The following is a 17,443-nucleotide window of genomic DNA, read 5'->3' as shown; positions in this document are numbered from 1 at the left end:
GGTGAACCGCCGTGGCACTCTCGATTTCGGCGGTGGTGCTGCTGGCGATCATCGTCTTCCTGCTGGTCAGGAAGTCCGGGCTGAAAGCCGGACACGCGGTGGTCTGCACCTTGCTCGGGTTCTACCTCGCCAGTTCGTCCATGGCGCCCACCATCAACGACCTCAGCAACAACGTCGCGGGCATGATCAGCGACATCAAGTTCTGACGGTTCCGGCACTCCCGTTCCGGCACTTCTGTTCCGGCAGTCCCGTTCCGGCACTCCCGTTCCGACCGTCGCGACGCCTCCCGTCGCGGCCGGGGGATCCGAGGCATGCCGCCGTGCGGCATGCCTCGTAGGCTGTCCCGTATGACGGATCTCCCCGCCCGGCGGCTGCTCCTGGTGCACGCGCACCCCGACGACGAGTCGATCAACAACGGCGCCACCATGGCCCGCTACGCCGCCGAAGGCGCCCTGGTCACCCTGGTGACCTGCACCCTCGGTGAAGAGGGCGAGGTCATCCCGCCCGACCTCGCGCACCTCACCGCCGACCGGGAGGACCGCCTCGGCGCCCACCGGACCGTCGAACTGGCGGCCGCGATGAAGGAGCTGGGGGTCACCGACCACCGCTTCCTCGGCGGCCCCGGCCGTTTCCGCGACTCCGGGATGATGGGCCTGGAGCAGAACCACCGCCCGGGCGCCTTCTGGAACACCGACGTCGAGGACGCCGCCCCCCACCTGGTCGAGGTGATCCGCGAGGTCCGCCCGCAGGTCCTGGTGACGTACGACCCGAACGGCGGCTACGGCCACCCCGACCACATCCAGGCTCACCGGGTGGCGATGCGCGCCGCCGAACTGGCCGCCGAGCCGGGCTACCGCCCCGACCTCGGCGAGCCGCACACCATCGCCAAGATCTACTGGAACCGGGTGCCGCGCCCGGTGGCCGAGGCCGGCTTCGCCCGGCTGCGCGCCTCCGGTGCCTCCTTCGCCGGCATCGCGGACGTCACCGACATCCCGGGCGTCGTCGAGGACGCGCAGATCACCGCCGAGATCGACGGCGCCGCGCACGCCGCCGCCAAGGCCGCCGCGATGCGCGCGCACCTCACCCAGATCGCCGTGGACGGCCCGTTCTTCGCGCTCTCCAACGACCTGGGCCAGCCGCTCTTCTCCGTCGAGTACTACGAGTTGGCGCGCGGCCGGTCCGGAGCCCCGGCCGATGTCCGCGAGCACGACCTGTTCGCCGGGCTGGGTGTGTGATGAGCACTACATCCCCTAAGTCCGGTCCGTCCGTCAACTCCCGTACGGCGGGCGCCCGCCCCGGGCGGATCGCCGCCTTCGTGGCCCTGTTCGTGCTCGGCGCGCTCACCGGGGCCACGGGCGCGCTCGTCCAAGCCGCCTGGTTCCCCGGCGGATTGCTGCTCTCGCTGGCCGCCGCGGCCGGACTCTTCTACGTCGGTACGGACCTGACGGGCAGCCGGGCCGGGGTCGGCTCGGCGGGCGCGGGCTGGCTGGTGGCGGTGCTGTTCCTCACCGCCACCAGGCCCGAAGGCGACTTCGTCTTCGGCGCGGGCCTCGGCTCGTACGTCTTCCTGCTCGGCGGGATGGCCGCGGCTGTGATCTGTGCCACGATCGGCAACCTGCTGCAACCGCCCCGTGATTCGGTCCGCACGGGCAAGTGACGTACGCGATCGCGGCGGCGCAGTACAGGGTGTGGTGCCCTGCTTCCCCGGGCCGCCCGGTGCGTATCGGCGGCGGCCAGTATGGTGGTGCGCGCCGCCGAGCCGCCCGCACACAGGCACACGAGACAAGAGCGGGTGGCGGAGCCGATCGGGAGAGAACCTGCCTTGAGTCGTGAAACTGACAGTTCGACCTCCGGCCCCCAGGGGCGCGGCGGAGCTGCGTACCCGTCGGGTACCCCGCCGTACGGAACGCCGCACTCTCCGGCGCACGACGCCCCGGAAGCCGCCGCCGCCGAGCCGGACGAGCCGAAGACCGAGACCACGCTGACGACGCGTATCCGGATCAACATCCCCGGGTCCCGGCCCATCCCGCCGGTCGTGATGAGAACGCCCGTGAGCGAGGCCGACAAGGCGTCCGCCGCGGAGAGCGAGCGCATGCAGCAGGCCGCGGCGGAGGCCGAGGAGGCCGCCGCCGCTCCCGCCGCCGAGGAGAAGCCGGCCAGCGACTGGTTCGCGCCGCGCAAGGCGGGCTCCGGCACGACCCCGCCGTCCGGCACGCCGCGCGCGAACCTCCCGTACTTCTCGGACGGCCCGCAGGGCGCGCCCGCCAACGGCACCGAGGGCGGCGGCCCCGCCCCCGGCCCGACCGGCCCCGCGGGCACGAACGGCTCCAACGGCTCCAACGGCTTCGCGCCGGGCAGCTCCGCGGGCACGAGCGGCTCCAACGGCTTCGCGCCGGGCGACCGCGACCGCAACGGCTTCGCACCCGGCGGCCCCGGCAACAACGGCTCCAACGGCTTCGCGCCCGGTGGCCCCGACGCCACCGGCTCCACCGGTGTCAACGGCTTCCGCGCCGGTTCCGCCGCCGCCAACGGCTCGGGCCGTTCCGCCCTCGGCGGGAACGGCGGCCCCGCCGGGCCCACCACCGGCCCGGTCACCGGTACCTCCGCGCTACCCACCCGCCCGGTCGGCAGCCGCAAGGGCCAGCAGCGGCTCGGCGGCGCGCCGGGCGGCCCGCAGGGCACCCCGAGCCACGGCACCCCGGTGCTGGGTGCGCAGGGTCCCGGCGGTACGCCGAGTCACGGCTCCCCGGTCCTGGGCGCCCAGGGCGTGCGGCCCGGGCCCGTGGCGCCGCCCGGGCCCCGGATGTCCGACGACACGGCGATCCTGACCCCGCAGACCCCGGCCCCGGTGCCGGGTGCCGGGGGCGGTGGAGTGAGCTCGCCCCCGCCGGCCGGCCATGTCTCCGGTGACACGCTGACCAGCGGGATCCCGGTCGTACCGGCGGAGAGCCGCTCCCCGTTCGCGCCCGGCGCGGGCGGTCCGGACCTCACTCCGCGGCTGTCCGACGACCCGGGCCCGGCCGAGGAGCCGCCCGCCCCGGCCCGTCCGAGCACACCCGCGCCCGCCAAGAAGAAGGGCCGCTCCAAGCTGGTCCTGCTCGGCGTCGCCGCCTTCGCCGCGGCCGGTGTCGCGTACGGCGCGGGCCTGCTGCTCAACCACTCCGAGGTCCCCAAGGGCACCACCGTCCTGGGCGTCGACATCGGCGGCGGCAGCAAGGAGCAGGCCGTCGCCAAGCTCGACGCCACGCTCGGCAAGCGCGCGGCCCAGCCGCTGCGGCTCAGCGTCGACGGCAAGAAGGAGACGCTCGCCCCGGACAAGGCGGGCCTCGCCCTGGACAGCCAGGCGACCGTGCGCAACGCGGCGGGCAGCGACTACAACCCCGTCTCCGTCATCTCCTCCCTCTTCGGCGGCAAGCGCGTCGCCGAGCCGGTCATCCCGGTCGACGAGGAGAAGCTCGGCGTCGCGCTGACCGACCTGGCGGGCGCGTCGGGCTCGGCGGTCGAGGGCACGATCAAGTTCGTCCCGGGCAAGGCCGTGGCCGTCCCCGGCAAGGCGGGCAAGAGCCTCGACGTCAACCGCTCGATGATCTCGGTCAAGGACGCGTACCGGGCGCAGGTCGAGACGGGCAGGCCCAACGAGGTGCGGCTGCCGGTCGCCGGGCGCCAGCCCACCATCACCCAGGCCGAGATCGACCGGGCGATGAACGAGTTCGCCAAGCCCGCGATGTCCGGCCTGATCAGCGTCAAGGCGGGCGGCAAGAAGATCGACTTCGGTCCGGTGAAGTCGCTCCCGAAGATCCTCTCGATGAAGCCGATCGAGGGGAAGCTGGTCGAGGTCTACGACAAGAAGGCCATCGAGCAGCTCATGGGCAGCACCTTCGACGGTGTGATGATCATGAAGGGTGACGGTCAGAAGCACCAGCTGACGGCCGACGACGTGGCCAAGGCGATGCAGAGCGCGCTGCGCGGCAAGACCCCGGCAGAGCGCGTCGTGACGATCGACCTGAACCCGAGCTGACCCGGCCCCCGGGCGACTCGAACCCGAGCTGACCTGCACGGCTGTGCCCGGCCCCCGTACGCCCAAGGTGTGCGGGGGCCGTGTCATGCCGCCCGTATGACATCTGTCATCCGACACTCACGACACCCGGCACTGCCTCCGCCCCCGCCCTGCGGGCGAACCTTGGGGCATGACCACAACCACCTCCATCTCCACCTCCGTGGTGAGCTTCGAGCACGTGAGCAAGAGCTACGGCGACGTCCACGCCGTCGCGGACCTCTCCCTGGAGCTGCACCCCGGCGAGACGGTCGCGCTGCTCGGGCCGAACGGCGCGGGCAAGTCGTCCACGCTCGACCTGCTGCTCGGCCTGCGCAAGGCCGACGCCGGCTCGGTGCGCCTCTTCGGCACCACGCCCGAGCAGGCCATCAAGGACGGCCGGGTCGGCGCGATGCTCCAGAGCGGCGGTCTGATGGAGGAGGTCAGGGTCCGCGAGCTGGTCAAGCTCGCCTGCGATCTGCACCCGCGCCCGCACCCGGTCGAGGAGGTCCTGGACCGCGCGGGCATCGGGCAGATCGCCGACCGGATGGTCAACAAGCTCTCCGGCGGCCAGGAGCAGCGCGTGCGCTTCGCGCTCGCCACGGCCGGCGCCAACGACCTGATCGTCCTTGACGAGCCGACCACGGGCATGGACGTCACCGCCCGCCAGGCGTTCTGGGCGACCATGCGCGAGCAGGCGCAGCAGGGCCGTACGGTCCTGTTCGCCACCCACTACCTGGAGGAGGCGGACGCGATCGCGGACCGCGTCCTGGTCCTGCACAAGGGCCGCCTCCTCGCCGACGGCACCGCGTCCGAGATCAAGGCGAAGGCGGGCGCGCGGCGGATCGCCTTCGACCTGGAGGGCGTGATCGACGAGTCGGTCCTGCGGGAGCTGCCGTTCCTGTCGGGCCTCGACATCTCCGGCCGTACGGTCCGCCTCCAGTCGACCGACGCCGACGCCACCGTCCACGCGGTGTACGGGCTCGGCCTGTACCCGCGCAACCTCGAAGTCGCCGGGCTCGGCCTGGAGCAGGCCTTCGTCGCCATCACCGAGGCCGAGGAGGCCAAGGCAGCATGAACACCCTGATCAAGCTCGAAATCACCCGCACCCTGCGGAACAAGAAGTTCATGTTCTTCTCGGTGATCTACCCGTCGGCGCTCTACCTGATGATCTCCGGGTCGCAGAACACCACGGACAAGATCGGTGGCACCGATCTGACCTTCCCCGCCTTCTTCATGGTCTCGATGGCCTCGTTCGGCGCGATCACCGCCGTCCTGATGGGCAACAGCGAGAAGATCGCCAAGGAGCGCGAGAAGGGCTGGGTGCGCCAGCTGCGGCTGACCGCGCTGCCCGGCCGCGGCTATGTCCTCGCGAAGATCGCGAGCGCCGCCGTGGTGACCCTGCCGTGCATCGTGGTGGTCTTCCTGGTCGCCGCGACCGTCAAGGACGTGCGGTTCGACACCTGGCAGTGGCTGGCGCTGACCGGCTCCATCTGGGCGGGCTCGCTCTGCTTCGCCGCGCTCGGCGTGGCCATCGGCTACCTCGCCAGCGGTGACGCGGTCCGTCCGATCACGATGATCATCTACTTCGGCCTCTCCATCCTGGGCGGTCTGTGGATGCCCACGACGACGTTCGCGCCCTGGCTCCAGTCGCTCGCCAAGTGGCTGCCCACCCACGCGTACGCTGCCCTCGGGCAGGCCATCGAGGCGGGCAACGCCCCGGCCACCAAGGACGTGGCCGTCCTCGCCGCCTACTTCCTGCTCTTCGCGGGCGGCGCGGCCTGGCTGTACCGGAAGGACACCCTGAAGGCGTGACGAGCGTGACGGAAGACCGCGGGGCCGAGGCAACCGTGGCCACGATCGGCCGACCGCCGGAGAACCGTCAGGAGGCGCTGCGCAAGCTGCTGTGGATCGGCATCTGGCTGGCGTTCCTCGGCGCCCCGGTGTCCGACCTCCTCAAGGAGCAGCACACCGCGTGGGCGACCACGCTCGGCTGGATCGCCCTGGTGGCGTTCGTCGCGGTCTATCTGGCCCTGGTCTTCCGTCACACCGCCCGCCCCTTCGCCCGCGTCACGGTCGCCTCGATACTGGTCTCCCTGGCCTGCATCGCGGTGATCACCTCACTGACCCTGGGCGCGCCCTGGCTGGTGCTCTTCGTGTACGTGTCGGTCGGCTGCGGGGCGGTGCTGCCGCTGCCGCTGGCCAGGTGGGCGATCCCGGGCGCGACGGCCACGATGGCCCTGGCCGGCCTGACCACCAAGGGCGACTGGGGCGACTTCGTGCCGGGCCTGGCGATCCCGGCCCTGCTCGGCGGCTTCGCCATGACGGGCGTGCGCCATCTCGTCCGTACGACCGTGGAGCTGCGCCAGGCCAGGGCCACTGTGGCCCAGCTGGCGGCCAACGAGGAGCGGCTGCGCCTCGCCCGCGACCTGCACGACCTGATGGGCCACTCGCTCTCCCTGATCACGCTCAAGAGCGAGCTGGCGGGCCGGATGCTCCCCGACCACCCCGACCAGGCGGCCCAGCAGGTCGCCGACATCGAACAGGTCAGCCGCCAGGCCCTGGTGGACGTACGGGAAGCGGTCACCGGATACCGCAGGGCGACCCTCACCGGGGAACTGGCGGGCGCGCGCACCGCGTTGACGGCCGCCGGGGTCGCCGCGGACCTGCCCGCCGAGTCCGAGGCCCAACTGCCGCCCGGGGCGCCCCCGGGCGCGGAGGAGGCGCTGGCCTGGGTGGTCCGCGAGGCGATCACGAACGTGGTGCGCCACAGCGCGGCCAAGCGGTGCCTGGTCACGCTCGGCGAACGGCAGACGCTCGACGGGCGGTTCGTGGAGCTGCGGGTGGCCGACGACGGCCGGGGCGGCCCCGGCGCCGCCGTCCCGGGCAACGGTCTGACCGGGCTCGCGGAACGCCTGGCCAAGGTCGGCGGCAGCGTCGAGGCCACGTGCGGCAAGGGCTTCACGCTCACCGCGCGCATCCCGCTGGCCTCCCGAGAGTGCGTGCCAGGCGTCGCAGGACAGACGGGAATTTGACGACAGGCCCTAGGATCCGGTTCATGATCCGACTCCTGCTGGCCGAAGACCAGTCCATGGTCCGCGAGGCGCTCGCGGCGCTGCTCGGCCTGGAGCCGGACTTCGAGGTGGTCGCCCAGGTCGCGCGGGGCGACGAGGTGCTGGCAGCCGCGCGGGCCCACGAGGTCGACGTGGCGCTGCTGGACATCGAGATGCCCGGGATGACCGGCATCGAGGCCGCCGCCGTCCTCCACCGCGAGCTGCCGAAGCTGAAGATCGTGATCCTCACGACCTTCGGCCGCCCCGGCTATCTGCGCAGCGCGATGGAGTCGGGCGCGGACGCGTTCCTGGTGAAGGACGCCCCGGCCGCCCAGCTCGCGGCCGCGGTGCGCAAGGTGCTCGCGGGGGAGCGGGTGATCGACCCGACGCTGGCCGTGGCGGCGCTCGCGGAGGGCGCCAACCCGCTGACCGACCGCGAGCGCGACGTCCTGCGCGCGGCGGCGAACGGCGCCACCAACGCGGAACTGGCCCGCAGCCTCTGCCTCTCCCAGGGCACGGTCCGCAACTACCTCTCCATGGCCATCCAGAAGCTGGCGGCCCGCAACAGGGCGGAGGCGGTGGGCATCGCCCGCGAGAAGGGCTGGCTGTAGGAACCCTACGGGCCCGGCGTCAGTTCAGCATCGCCCGGGCCGCCCGCGCCCGCCCCCGGACCGTCTCGGCCGTGCGGGGTTCCACCGCCTCCAGGACGTCCGCGTACAGGTCGAGTTCCGCCGCGCCCGCGAGGAAGTCGCCGCGCTGGACCAGGAGTTGGGCGCGGTCGTAGCGCAGCCGGGCCGGATGGGTGGGCAGCAGCAGGGAGAGGTCCAGGGCCCACAGGGCGACCGCGCTCTGCTCCGGGCGGGCCGCCGCCCAGGCCCGGATGTTGTTGAGGATGCGCAGCACGATCGCCAGCGGGTCGGCCGGGGTGAGCATCGACGGGTCGAGCGGGGCGCCGGTGGCCCCGGCCACCAGGAGCTCCGCGTCCGCGCCCGTCAGTGGCCGGCCCCCGTCGAACGGGTCCGCCAGGACCCGCTCCTCGGGGCTGCCGAAGCCCACCACGAAGTGGCCGGGCAGGGCCACCCCGTACACCGGCGCCCCGGCCCTGCGGGCCACCTCCATCCAGACCACCGAGAGCAGGATCGGCAGGCCCCGGCGGCGGCGCAGGACCTCCGGCAGGAGCGAAGACTCCAGGCGCTGGTACTCGGCCGGGGAGCCGCGGAACCCGCAGCCGCGGCCGAGGAGTTCGGCCAGGGCCGGCGCCCAGGCGCGGGCCCCCGGGACGCCGTACGGGAGCAGGCCGGCCAGCCGGTCCAGCTCCATCTGGGCGTCGTCGAGGCCCCGCTGCCCGAGCTCCGGATCGGCCACCGCGCCGATCAGCAGGCACAGGGTGGCGAGGTCCGGCCGCTCGGACCGGGCCTCCTCGGTGAACTGCCGCCGCCAGTCCTCGGCGCCGGGGTTTTCGGGGTCCATAAACGCCTCGTACCCGCTCGTGGAGATCGGAAAGTCCGGTCCGCGCTCAGCGCTGCCGGAAGTGGTGGTAGGTGTGGTGGGTGGCGAAGCCCTGGGCGTCGTAGAGGGCCCGCGCCCCTTCATTGTCCGCCTCGACCTGGAGCCACGCCGCCGACGCCCCCTCGGAGAGGGCCTGGCGGGCCAGCGCGGTCATCACGGCCGTCGCGAGCCCCCGGCGGCGCTGCGCCGGGTCCACCTCGACCGCCATGAACCCCGCCCACCGGCCGTCGACCACGCACCGGCCGATCGCGGCGGGCGCCGCGCCCGCCTCCCCGGCCACCGTCGCGAACCACGTCGAGGGGCCGCTCTCCAGAACCTTCAGCACATGGGGTCCCGGCGTGCCCGTGCGCTGGTAGCGGCTCAGCCAGCCCGGCCCGACGGAACGGGAGAGCGCGACCTGGGACACGTCCGCGTCGAGGTCCCCGATCGGGGCAAGTGCGGCGATCCGCAGTTGGGCGCTTACCTCGCGAACCCACCCAAACCTTTCAAGATCGGCACAGAGCCGCTCCTGGGTCCCCTCGGCGCCGGTGGACGTCTGTACATACGTGGGAAGGCCACGGGCCGTGTACCACGCGTGCGCGTGCGCGAGGGCGTCCGCGAGCGGCATCCCCGGGTCCCCGAGCGGCAGCACCGAATTGGCCCGGCGGGTGAATCCGCCGGCCGCCCGCAGCGTCCATCCGCCCAGCGCCTCGCTCTCCACGGGCTGCCAGGCACGTGCGCTGACCAGCGCCAACTCCCGGAACGTGGCGGCCGGGCCACGGCGCCGGGCGGGCTCGGCAGGGATCACCTTGCCCGCGACCATCTCGCGCTCCGGGACGTGGACCGTCTCCCCGTTCCTGCGCACGATCGACAGCACCCCGGCATCCCACGATGTGAGCACGCCGACCGTGTCGGTGAACTTCTCGCCCCGCTCCCCGGACCTCGCCAGGTGTCTGACTGATACGCGTTTGCCCTGATCTTCCGGCGTGATTCTGACGATCAAGCGTCCGCCGGTGGTGAACTCCACAGCTCTCTTCGCCCCTCCTGTTCGGATCGCGCCCCGGAACGGAGATACTAGGTGTGGGCATCGACGACGCCGCGCTCCCGCGCGCCACGTGGACGGAGCCGCAGACCGGCCCGCCGCGCCCTATCGAGGAGGAACGACAGCGTGACCTACGTCATTGCGGAGCCTTGTGTCGACCTTAAGGACAAGGCATGCATCGAAGAGTGCCCGGTCGACTGCATCTATGAGGGCAAGCGGTCCCTCTACATCCACCCGGACGAATGTGTCGACTGTGGCGCCTGTGAGCCGGTCTGCCCGGTCGAGGCCATCTTCTACGAGGACGACACCCCGGAGGAGTGGAAGGACTACTACAAGGCGAACGTCGAGTTCTTCGACGAGCTCGGTTCGCCCGGTGGTGCCTCCAAGCTCGGCCTGATCGAGCGTGACCACCCGTTCATCGCCGCGCTGCCCGCCGACATCAACGCTGACAGCGAGCACTGACACCGACACCGCGTGTCCCCCCGGTCCCGTACGGCTCCCGCCGCCCTACGGGACCGAGGCGTTTCCTCCGTACGGAACCGAGTAGTACGGAACCCGGTACGAGAAAGTGAGCACCTCCGTGGGCGCAGTCTCCGCACGCCTGCCCGTCTTCCCCTGGGACAAGCTCGAGCCGTACAAGGCGACGGCCGCCGCCCACCCGGACGGCATCGTGGACCTGTCCGTCGGCACCCCGGTCGACCCGGTCCCGGCGCTCGTTCAGAAAGCGCTGGTCGAGGCCGCGGACTCGCCGGGCTATCCGACGGTGTGGGGGACCACGGAGCTGCGCGACGCGCTCACCGGATGGGTGGGGCGCCGGCTCGGCGCGGTCGGCGTCGGCCACCGCAACGTGCTGCCGGTGGTCGGGTCCAAGGAGCTGGTGGCCTGGCTGCCGACCCAGCTCGGCCTCGGCGCGGGCGACAAGGTCGCCTACCCCCGGCTCGCCTACCCGACGTACGAGGTGGGCGCCCGCCTCTGCGGCGCGACGCCGGTCGTCTACGACGACCCGACCCGGCTCGACCCGGCCGGGCTCAAGCTTCTGTGGCTGAACTCGCCGTCCAACCCGACCGGCCGGGTCCTCGCCAAGGACGAGCTGGTCCGGATCGTCGCCTGGGCGCGCGAGCACGGCGTGCTCGTCTTCTCCGACGAGTGCTACCTGGAACTGGGCTGGGAGGCCGAGCCGGTCTCGGTCCTGCACCCGGACGTCTGCGGCGGTACGTACGAGGGCATCGTCGCCGTCCACTCGCTCTCCAAGCGGTCCAACCTCGCGGGCTACCGCGCGGCCTTCCTCGCGGGCGACGAGGCGGTGCTGGGCGAGCTGCTCCAGATCCGCAAGCACGGCGGGATGATGACGGCCGCGCCCGTCCAGGCGGCCACGGTGGCGGCGCTCGGCGACGACGTCCACGTCCAGGAGCAGCGCGCGCGGTACGCGGCCCGCCGCGCCGCCCTGCGCGAGGCGCTGGTCAAGCACGGCTTCCGGATCGAGCACAGCGAGGCCAGCCTCTACCTGTGGGCGACCCGCGACGAGGGTTGCTGGCAGACGGTGGCACACCTCGCCGAGCTCGGCATCCTGGTGGCGCCCGGCGACTTCTACGGCGAGGCGGGCGAGAAGTTCGTCCGGGTGGCCTTTACGGCGACGGACGAGCGCGTCGAGGCGGCCGTCAAGCGGCTGGGATAGCTCCGCGCGTACGAAGTCGTACGAAGTCGTACGAAGTCGTACGGACCGGCTCGCAGGCACGAGAAGGGGCCCCGGGGACAGGATCCCGGGGCCCCTTCGGCGTGTGCCGCGCGGCGCGCGGCCGCTCGGCTCAGCCGCCGAGGGGCAGGCCCTTGAGGGGCAGCTGGCCGGTGGAGGGCAGGCCGCCGGTCGGCAGCTGGCCGGTCGTCGGGAGGCCGTCCACGCTGGTGGACTTGGCGGTCGAGCCGAGGAGGTCGCCCGCGTTGCCCGCGGCGTCGCCGGCCGTCTTCTGGGCCGCCGGGGTCGCCGTCTTGCCCGCCTTGCCGACGGTCTTGCCCGCGGCCGGGACCGCCTGCTTGACCGCCTTGCTGCCGGCGTCGCCCGCCAGGCCGGTGGCCTTCTGCGCGGCGCCGTCGGCGGTGTTGCCGAGGCTCGCGCCGTCGAGGGCGGTCAGGCCGCCCAGGTTCGGGGTCTCCGGAAGGGCCGCGGCGCTCGCCGCGCCGGCCGCGCCGACCACGGGAACTGCACCCGCCGCGATGAGCAGTGCGGCACGGGCGATCCGACGGGTCAGGGGGAGGGACATGATGCTCCTTGAGACGGGAGGAACGGCGTTCGGACGCTGTGACAACTCCTCGGGGTGCGGCGGAGGTTGCGGAGGCGCCAGGTAAAGAGTTCGCAATGCGTCGCATTATCGGGTTCGGATAAAAACGGCAAATGAACCGTCGCGACAATACGCTGAACACTTCCGATCCCTTTGTTTCCAAGGGAATTGACGATTCTTCCGGCGGGCGCGGGGGTGGGTGTACGAAACGGTGTACGCGAAAGCCATCTGTGCCCCGCACGGGTGGCCGTCCGAACGCGTGTCGCGCGCTATCCGGCGAGCTGGATCCGGACCTGGCCGAAGGCCCCGGAATTCTCCGCGCCGCCGGTCTCGCCGCCCGCGTTCCGGCCGGTGGCGCCGGATGCCTCGGCGTCGGTGTCGTCCGTGTGCCAGCCCTTGCGGGAGCCCTCCGCGCGCCAGGTGCGCCCGGCGTAGGAGACCTGCTCGACGCGGAACGCCGCGGCGTGCGCGACCGCCCAGTGGGCCAGCTCCCAGCCGTGCTGCTCGGCGCCGCCCTCGGCGCCGGCGTGCGCGGGCGTGCGCACCGGGACGGTGACCTCGCGCCCCTCGCCCTTGTCCGGAGCTACGCCCGCGCCGAACGCGCGGGCCAGCTCCGCGCGGACCCGCGCCGGGTCGCCGGGGCGGGCGTCCTTGGCGATCGTGCAGGTCAGCGCGGCGGGGGTGCGGCCGGTGAGCGCGGCGGTGAGCAGCGCGGCGTCCGGCTCGTGCTTGGCGTAGGCCTGTGGGAAGCCGCTGCGCTGGACCTTCTGCGCGGCGACGGTGAGCGGCAGCCGCGAGTAGCCGGGCACCTCGGCCAGGCGCTGGTAGAACTTCCCGGCCGAGTACACCGGGTCCATGATCTGCTGCACGGTGCCCCAGCCCTGCGAGGGCCGCTGCTGGAAGAGGCCGAGCGAGTCGCGGTCGCCGTGCGTGATGTTGCGCAGGCCCGACTCCTGGAGCGCGGTGGCGAGCGCGATCGTCACGGCCCGCTCGGGCATCCCGCGCGAGGTCCCGACCGCGGAGATGGTCGCCGCGTTCTCGGCCTGCTCGGGGCTGAGCCGGTAGGTGTCGTCCCCCGACCCCACCGTGCATCTCGGCGCCCCCGGCCCCCCGCTCACGTACTGCACCACCAGATATCCGGCGACGGCGAGCAGCACGACGGCCGCGGCCACGATACGGAAGAGGCGGCCGCGCCTGACGGGTCGGTGGGGGGTGACGGGCTGGGACACGGGGACCACCGTACTGGAGGGCGGGGCGGGGGCCCGGGGACGGTGCGGGGGTGGGCGGGGAGGACGGTGGAGAAGGGGCCGGGGCCCGCCGCCGTCCGGCCCCCGCCGCGCGCTTGTGGACGCCCCGGCCCTGGTCGGGGTGTGCGCGCTAGGGTCGTGGCCATGGCAGACAGCGCACTCGACCTGACCCTGGACGGCCCCGCGCTCACCGCGTGGCTCGTCGACTTCCCGTCGGAGAGCGGGACGGAGGAGCCGCTCGCGGACGCGATCGAGGCGGCCCTGCGGACGCTGCCGCACCTGACCGTGGACCGCCACGGCAACAACGTCGTCGCGCGCACCAACCTGGGCCGGTCCGAGCGGGTCATCCTCGCCGGGCACATCGACACCGTCCCGATCGCCGACAACGTGCCGTCGCGTCTCGACGAGAACGGCATCCTGTGGGGCTGCGGCACCTCGGACATGAAGTCCGGCGTGGCGCTCCAGCTGCGCATCGCCGCGACCGTCCCCGAGCCCAACCGCGACCTCACCTTCGTCTTCTACGACAACGAAGAGGTAGCCGCACACCTCAACGGTCTCGGGCATGTGGCCGACGCACACCCCGACTGGATCGAGGGCGACTTCGCCGTCCTCCTTGAGCCCTCCGACGCCCAGGTCGAGGGCGGCTGCCAGGGAACCCTGCGGGTCATCCTGCACACGACGGGCGAGCGGGCCCACTCCGCGCGCAGCTGGATGGGGTCCAACGCCATCCACACGGCCGCCCCGATCCTGGCCAGGCTCGCGGCGTACGAGCCGCGCCGGCCGGTGATCGACGGTCTGGAGTACCACGAGGGCCTGAACGCGGTACGGATCGAGGGCGGCGTCGCCAGCAACGTCATCCCCGACGCGTGCGCGGTCACCGTCAACTACCGCTACGCGCCGGACCGCAGCGCCGAGGAGGCGCTGGCCCACGTCCGCGAGGTCTTCGCGGAGTGCGACATCGCGGAGTTCACCGTCGACGACCACTCGGGCGCGGCCCTGCCCGGGCTCTCGCACCCGGCCGCCGCGGCCTTCATGGCGGCGGTCGGCGGCACCCCGCAGCCCAAGTTCGGCTGGACCGACGTCTCCCGCTTCGGCGCACTGGGCGTCCCCGCTGTCAACTACGGGCCCGGCGACGCCCTGTACGCGCACAAGCGGGACGAGCACGTCGCCGTCGACCGGATCACCCACTGTGAACGGCGACTTCACGCCTGGCTGACTGCCTGAATCTCGTCATTCGTAACGTAAGTCGTCCTACCCTGGCCGGACGCGTCATATGACCAGCCAGCGGAGGGAGCACGCAATGGCCAACCCCGAGGGAGAGTTTCCGGGCGAACAGCGGCTGGAGCAGCGGCTCGGGCCGGTACTGCGCCGCCGCGACCAGGTCCAGCCCGGCACCACCGACCAGCGGCTCCTCGACACCGAGGGCGACTCGGAGTGGGTGCACACCGACCCCTGGCGGGTGATGCGCATCCAGTCCGAGTTCGTGGAGGGCTTCGGCGCGCTCGCCGAACTGCCCAGCGCCATCAGCGTCTTCGGTTCGGCCCGTACGCCGGTGGGCTCACTGGAGTACGAAGCGGGCGTGCAGATCGGCCACGCGCTGGTCGACGCGGGCTTCGCCGTGATCACCGGCGGTGGGCCGGGCGCGATGGAGGCGGCGAACCGGGGCGCGCGTGAGGCGCACGGCGTCTCGGTCGGCCTCGGTATCGAGCTGCCCTTCGAGCAGGGGCTCAATCCGCATGTCGACATCGGCGTCAACTTCCGCTACTTCTTCGTCCGCAAGACGATGTTCGTGAAGTACGCACAGGGCTTCGTCGTCCTGCCCGGCGGGCTGGGCACGCTGGACGAGCTCTTCGAGGCGCTCACGCTCGTGCAGACCGGCAAGGTGACCCGCTTCCCGATCGTCCTGTTCGGCTCGGAGTACTGGTCGGGCCTGGTCGACTGGCTCCGCGACACGGTGGTGGCCGGCGGGAAGGCCTCCGCGGGCGACCTGCTCCTCTTCCACGTCACGGACAGTGTGGAGGAGGCGGTGGCGCTGGTGACGAAGGAGGTGGGGCGGTAGGGACCGGTGCACCCCGCGCCGCTGTGGGCATGCGTGCCGCTGGGGGCGGCACGGGTGGGCACAGCGGCACACCGGCCCGCAGCCGGAACTCCGCGCCCGAGGAGCGGCCGGACCGGCCCGCCGACTCTCCCGCACAGGCTCAGGCCGACAGCGCCCCACCCCGCCCCTTCCCGAGACTCTCCGAGGGCTGCCCTTCGGCTGCGGACCGTGGTGGGTTGCTCGCGCAGTTCCCCCCGCCCCTGGGTGGTCCGGAGCGCGGGGGAAGTGCGGCTAAGCCAACCCCCGCCTGGCCACCGCCGGCGGCCGGTGGCCCGCGATGGATGCCACCATGTCCAGCACCTGACGGGTCTCCGCGACCTCGTGCACCCGGTACACCCGCGCCCCCAGCCACGCCGACACCGCCGTCGTGGCCAGCGTCCCGAGGACCCGCTCCTTGACCGGCCGGTCCAGCGTCTCGCCGACGAAGTCCTTGTTGGAGAGGGAGACCAGGACCGGCCACCCCGTCGCCGTCATCTCGCCGAGCCGCCGGGTCGCCTCCAGACTGTGGCGGGTGTTCTTGCCGAAGTCATGACCGGGATCGATCATGATTCCGTCCCGCCGCACCCCGAGCGCGACCGCCCGCTCGGCGAGGCCGACCGTGACCCGGAGGATGTCCTCCATCACGTCCTCGTACGCGATCCGGTGCGGCCGGGTGCGCGGCTCCACGCCGCCCGCGTGCGTGCACACCAGACCCGCCCCGTACCGCGCCGCGACCTCCGCCAGCTTCGGGTCGACCCCGCCCCACGCGTCGTTCAGCACGTCCGCGCCCGCCTCGCAGACCGCCTCGCCGACGTCATGGCGCCAGGTGTCGACGCTGATCACCACGGACGGATGCCGCCGCCGCACCTCGGCCACGAAGCCGACCGTGCGCCGCGCCTCCTCCTCGGCCGTCACCTCCTCGCCGGGGCCCGCCTTGACCCCGCCGATGTCGATGATGGCAGCCCCCTCTGACACCGCCTGCTCCACGCGGGCCAGCGCGGGCTCGTCCCGGAACGTCGCACCCTGGTCGTAGAAGGAGTCCGGGGTCCGGTTGACGATCGCCATGATCACCGGCTCGTGCGCGTCGAACTCGCGCCGTCCCAGCCGCAGCATCCGCTGTTTCCTCCTCGGGTAAGACCCCCGTGACCTCGGGCTCCGGGTCCGGTTCCGTGTCGGGCGGGTCGGGCCTGCGCCGCCCGACAGACCCTAACTCCCAGCTCCGCATGGCACGATCGGACCCGACGGTTTCCGGCTTCCGGGGAGAGGCTTCGCGCGTGTTCTGGTTCTTGCTGAGCGCCATGGTCGTGGTGGTCGCCGCGGTCACGCTGGCCGTGGTGGGCGGCGGCGACGGTGCCGTACTGCCCGAGACGGGCCCCGAGCGGCTCTCCGACCCGCTGCCCGCGGGCCGCCCCGTCGAGCGCGCGGACATCGACGCGCTGCGGCTCCCGGTGGCCGCGCGCGGCTACCGGATGGCCGACGTCGACGACGTACTGAGCCGCGTCGCCGCGGAGCTCGCCGAGCGCGACGACCGGATCGCCGACCTGCAGGAGGCGCTCAGCGCCGCCCACGCCCCCCGCGACGAGGAGCAGCCCGAGTGAGCACCGCCATCCCCGGCCCGGACGGCCGGCTGCGCTGCCCGTGGGGGCTGTCCACCGCGGACTACGTCGACTACCACGACACCGAGTGGGGCCGCCCGGTCCACGGCGACGACGCCCTCTACGAACGGCTGTGCCTGGAGGCCTTCCAGTCGGGCCTCTCCTGGATCACCATCCTGCGCCGCCGGGAGGGCTTCCGGCGCGCCTTCGCCGACTTCAGGATCGCCGAGGTGGCCGCGTTCACGGACGAGGACGCGGCGCGGCTGCTGGCCGACGAATCGATCATCCGCAACCGCGCCAAGATCGAGGCGACCCTCTCCAACGCGCGCGTGCTGGCCGACTGGGCCCCCGGCGAGCTGGACGAGCTGATCTGGTCGCACGCCCCGGACCCCGCCTCCCGCCCGGCCCCGCGCACCCTGGCGGACGTTCCTCCGGTCACCGACGAGTCGACGGCGCTGTCCAAGGCGCTCAAGAAGCGCGGCCTGCGCTTCATCGGCCCCACGACGGCGTACGCGCTGATGCAGGCGTGCGGCTTGGTGGACGACCACCTCGCCGACTGCGTCGCCAGGGGCGCCTGACGCGCGCGTGGACGGGGTACGCGGCCTGCGCGTACCCCGTTCGGCCCAACGGAG

At 72.8% G+C, this 17,443-nt stretch carries 19 protein-coding genes; 14 read left to right on the top strand and 5 right to left on the bottom strand.

The features are described from left to right. The first annotated feature begins 11 nt into the window (after positions 1-11). The 8 genes from AB0G17_RS27925 (at position 12) to AB0G17_RS27890 (ending at position 7,697) form a co-directional block, all read left to right on the top strand. Positions 12-206: a hypothetical protein gene (locus AB0G17_RS27925; protein WP_101389912.1), complete on the top strand. Its 195-nt coding sequence runs from the start codon at positions 12-14 to the stop codon at positions 204-206. A gap of 141 nt (positions 207-347) precedes the next feature. After that, entirely contained in the window at positions 348-1,235 is an 888-nt protein-coding gene (gene mshB, locus AB0G17_RS27920; RefSeq protein ID WP_361388541.1) for an N-acetyl-1-D-myo-inositol-2-amino-2-deoxy-alpha-D-glucopyranoside deacetylase, read from the top strand. After that, the gene (locus AB0G17_RS27915; RefSeq protein WP_361388538.1) at positions 1,235-1,657 is read left to right on the top strand and encodes a DUF6113 family protein; all 423 of its coding nucleotides are present in this window, start codon (positions 1,235-1,237) and stop codon (positions 1,655-1,657) included. The genes mshB and AB0G17_RS27915 overlap by 1 nt, the downstream gene beginning before the upstream one ends. 165 nt (positions 1,658-1,822) lie before the next feature. Then, a complete protein-coding gene (locus AB0G17_RS27910; RefSeq protein WP_361388535.1) occupies positions 1,823-4,018 on the top strand; it encodes a hypothetical protein in 2,196 nt (731 codons plus the stop codon). A gap of 169 nt (positions 4,019-4,187) precedes the next feature. Then, positions 4,188-5,111 (top strand): ABC transporter ATP-binding protein, encoded by a 924-nt coding sequence (locus AB0G17_RS27905; protein ID WP_361388532.1) that lies wholly within the window; start codon positions 4,188-4,190, stop codon positions 5,109-5,111. After that, positions 5,108-5,848, top strand: a complete 741-nt coding sequence (locus tag AB0G17_RS27900) for an ABC transporter permease (protein ID WP_361388529.1) — start codon at positions 5,108-5,110, stop codon at positions 5,846-5,848. Before AB0G17_RS27905 ends, AB0G17_RS27900 begins: the two co-directional genes overlap by 4 nt. Continuing rightward, positions 5,845-7,068 (top strand): sensor histidine kinase, encoded by a 1,224-nt coding sequence (locus AB0G17_RS27895; RefSeq protein WP_361388526.1) that lies wholly within the window; start codon positions 5,845-5,847, stop codon positions 7,066-7,068. Before AB0G17_RS27900 ends, AB0G17_RS27895 begins: the two co-directional genes overlap by 4 nt. Before the next feature lie 14 nt (positions 7,069-7,082). Further along, positions 7,083-7,697: a response regulator transcription factor gene (locus AB0G17_RS27890; protein WP_361388697.1), complete on the top strand. Its 615-nt coding sequence runs from the start codon at positions 7,083-7,085 to the stop codon at positions 7,695-7,697. Positions 7,698-7,716: 19 nt separating this feature from the next. Here the strand turns inward: AB0G17_RS27890 and AB0G17_RS27885 are convergent, their stop codons facing one another. Both AB0G17_RS27885 and AB0G17_RS27880 read right to left on the bottom strand, forming a co-directional pair. Continuing rightward, positions 7,717-8,556 carry a transglutaminase-like domain-containing protein gene (locus tag AB0G17_RS27885; RefSeq protein ID WP_361388523.1) on the bottom strand — a complete coding sequence of 280 codons (840 nt, stop codon included), beginning with the start codon at positions 8,554-8,556 and terminating at the stop codon, positions 7,717-7,719. 46 nt (positions 8,557-8,602) lie between these two features. Next, positions 8,603-9,601 carry a GNAT family N-acetyltransferase gene (locus AB0G17_RS27880; protein WP_361388520.1) on the bottom strand — a complete coding sequence of 333 codons (999 nt, stop codon included), beginning with the start codon at positions 9,599-9,601 and terminating at the stop codon, positions 8,603-8,605. Between the two features lie 141 nt (positions 9,602-9,742). Here AB0G17_RS27880 and fdxA point away from each other — a divergent pair, with 141 nt between their 5' ends. Beyond that, complete coding sequence (gene fdxA / locus AB0G17_RS27875; RefSeq protein ID WP_067163693.1) at positions 9,743-10,078, top strand: ferredoxin; 336 nt, start codon at positions 9,743-9,745, stop codon at positions 10,076-10,078. A 118-nt stretch (positions 10,079-10,196) separates the two neighbouring features. Further along, positions 10,197-11,291, top strand: coding sequence for a bifunctional succinyldiaminopimelate transaminase/glutamate-prephenate aminotransferase (locus tag AB0G17_RS27870; protein WP_361388517.1), 1,095 nt, complete (start codon positions 10,197-10,199; stop codon positions 11,289-11,291). A gap of 130 nt (positions 11,292-11,421) precedes the next feature. Here the strand turns inward: AB0G17_RS27870 and AB0G17_RS27865 are convergent, their stop codons facing one another. Beyond that, positions 11,422-11,874, bottom strand: coding sequence for an ATP-binding protein (locus AB0G17_RS27865; RefSeq protein ID WP_361388514.1), 453 nt, complete (start codon positions 11,872-11,874; stop codon positions 11,422-11,424). Positions 11,875-12,161: 287 nt separating this feature from the next. Beyond that, positions 12,162-13,130: a hypothetical protein gene (locus AB0G17_RS27860; protein WP_361388512.1), complete on the bottom strand. Its 969-nt coding sequence runs from the start codon at positions 13,128-13,130 to the stop codon at positions 12,162-12,164. A gap of 153 nt (positions 13,131-13,283) precedes the next feature. On the opposite strand from AB0G17_RS27860, the gene dapE reads away from it, so the two are divergent. Next, the gene (gene dapE / locus AB0G17_RS27855; protein ID WP_361388509.1) at positions 13,284-14,363 is read left to right on the top strand and encodes a succinyl-diaminopimelate desuccinylase; all 1,080 of its coding nucleotides are present in this window, start codon (positions 13,284-13,286) and stop codon (positions 14,361-14,363) included. 76 nt (positions 14,364-14,439) lie between these two features. Continuing rightward, positions 14,440-15,198, top strand: a complete 759-nt coding sequence (locus AB0G17_RS27850) for a TIGR00730 family Rossman fold protein (RefSeq protein WP_361388506.1) — start codon at positions 14,440-14,442, stop codon at positions 15,196-15,198. Between the two features lie 270 nt (positions 15,199-15,468). Here AB0G17_RS27850 and folP read toward each other — a convergent pair whose 3' ends face one another. Beyond that, positions 15,469-16,329, bottom strand: coding sequence for a dihydropteroate synthase (gene folP, locus AB0G17_RS27845; protein WP_361388503.1), 861 nt, complete (start codon positions 16,327-16,329; stop codon positions 15,469-15,471). 161 nt (positions 16,330-16,490) lie between these two features. Here folP and AB0G17_RS27840 point away from each other — a divergent pair, with 161 nt between their 5' ends. Both AB0G17_RS27840 and AB0G17_RS27835 read left to right on the top strand, forming a co-directional pair. Next, a complete protein-coding gene (locus AB0G17_RS27840) occupies positions 16,491-16,814 on the top strand; it encodes a DivIVA domain-containing protein (RefSeq protein WP_361388500.1) in 324 nt (107 codons plus the stop codon). After that, the gene (locus tag AB0G17_RS27835) at positions 16,811-17,389 is read left to right on the top strand and encodes a DNA-3-methyladenine glycosylase I (protein ID WP_361388497.1); all 579 of its coding nucleotides are present in this window, start codon (positions 16,811-16,813) and stop codon (positions 17,387-17,389) included. The genes AB0G17_RS27840 and AB0G17_RS27835 overlap by 4 nt, the downstream gene beginning before the upstream one ends. Positions 17,390-17,443 lie beyond the last annotated feature (54 nt).

This window comes from Streptomyces sp. NPDC023838 (assembly GCF_040639555.1).
Taxonomy (GTDB): domain Bacteria; phylum Actinomycetota; class Actinomycetes; order Streptomycetales; family Streptomycetaceae; genus Streptomyces.
The sequence above is the reverse complement of the archived record's forward strand: the minus strand, read 5'-3'. Positions and strand labels throughout refer to the sequence as shown.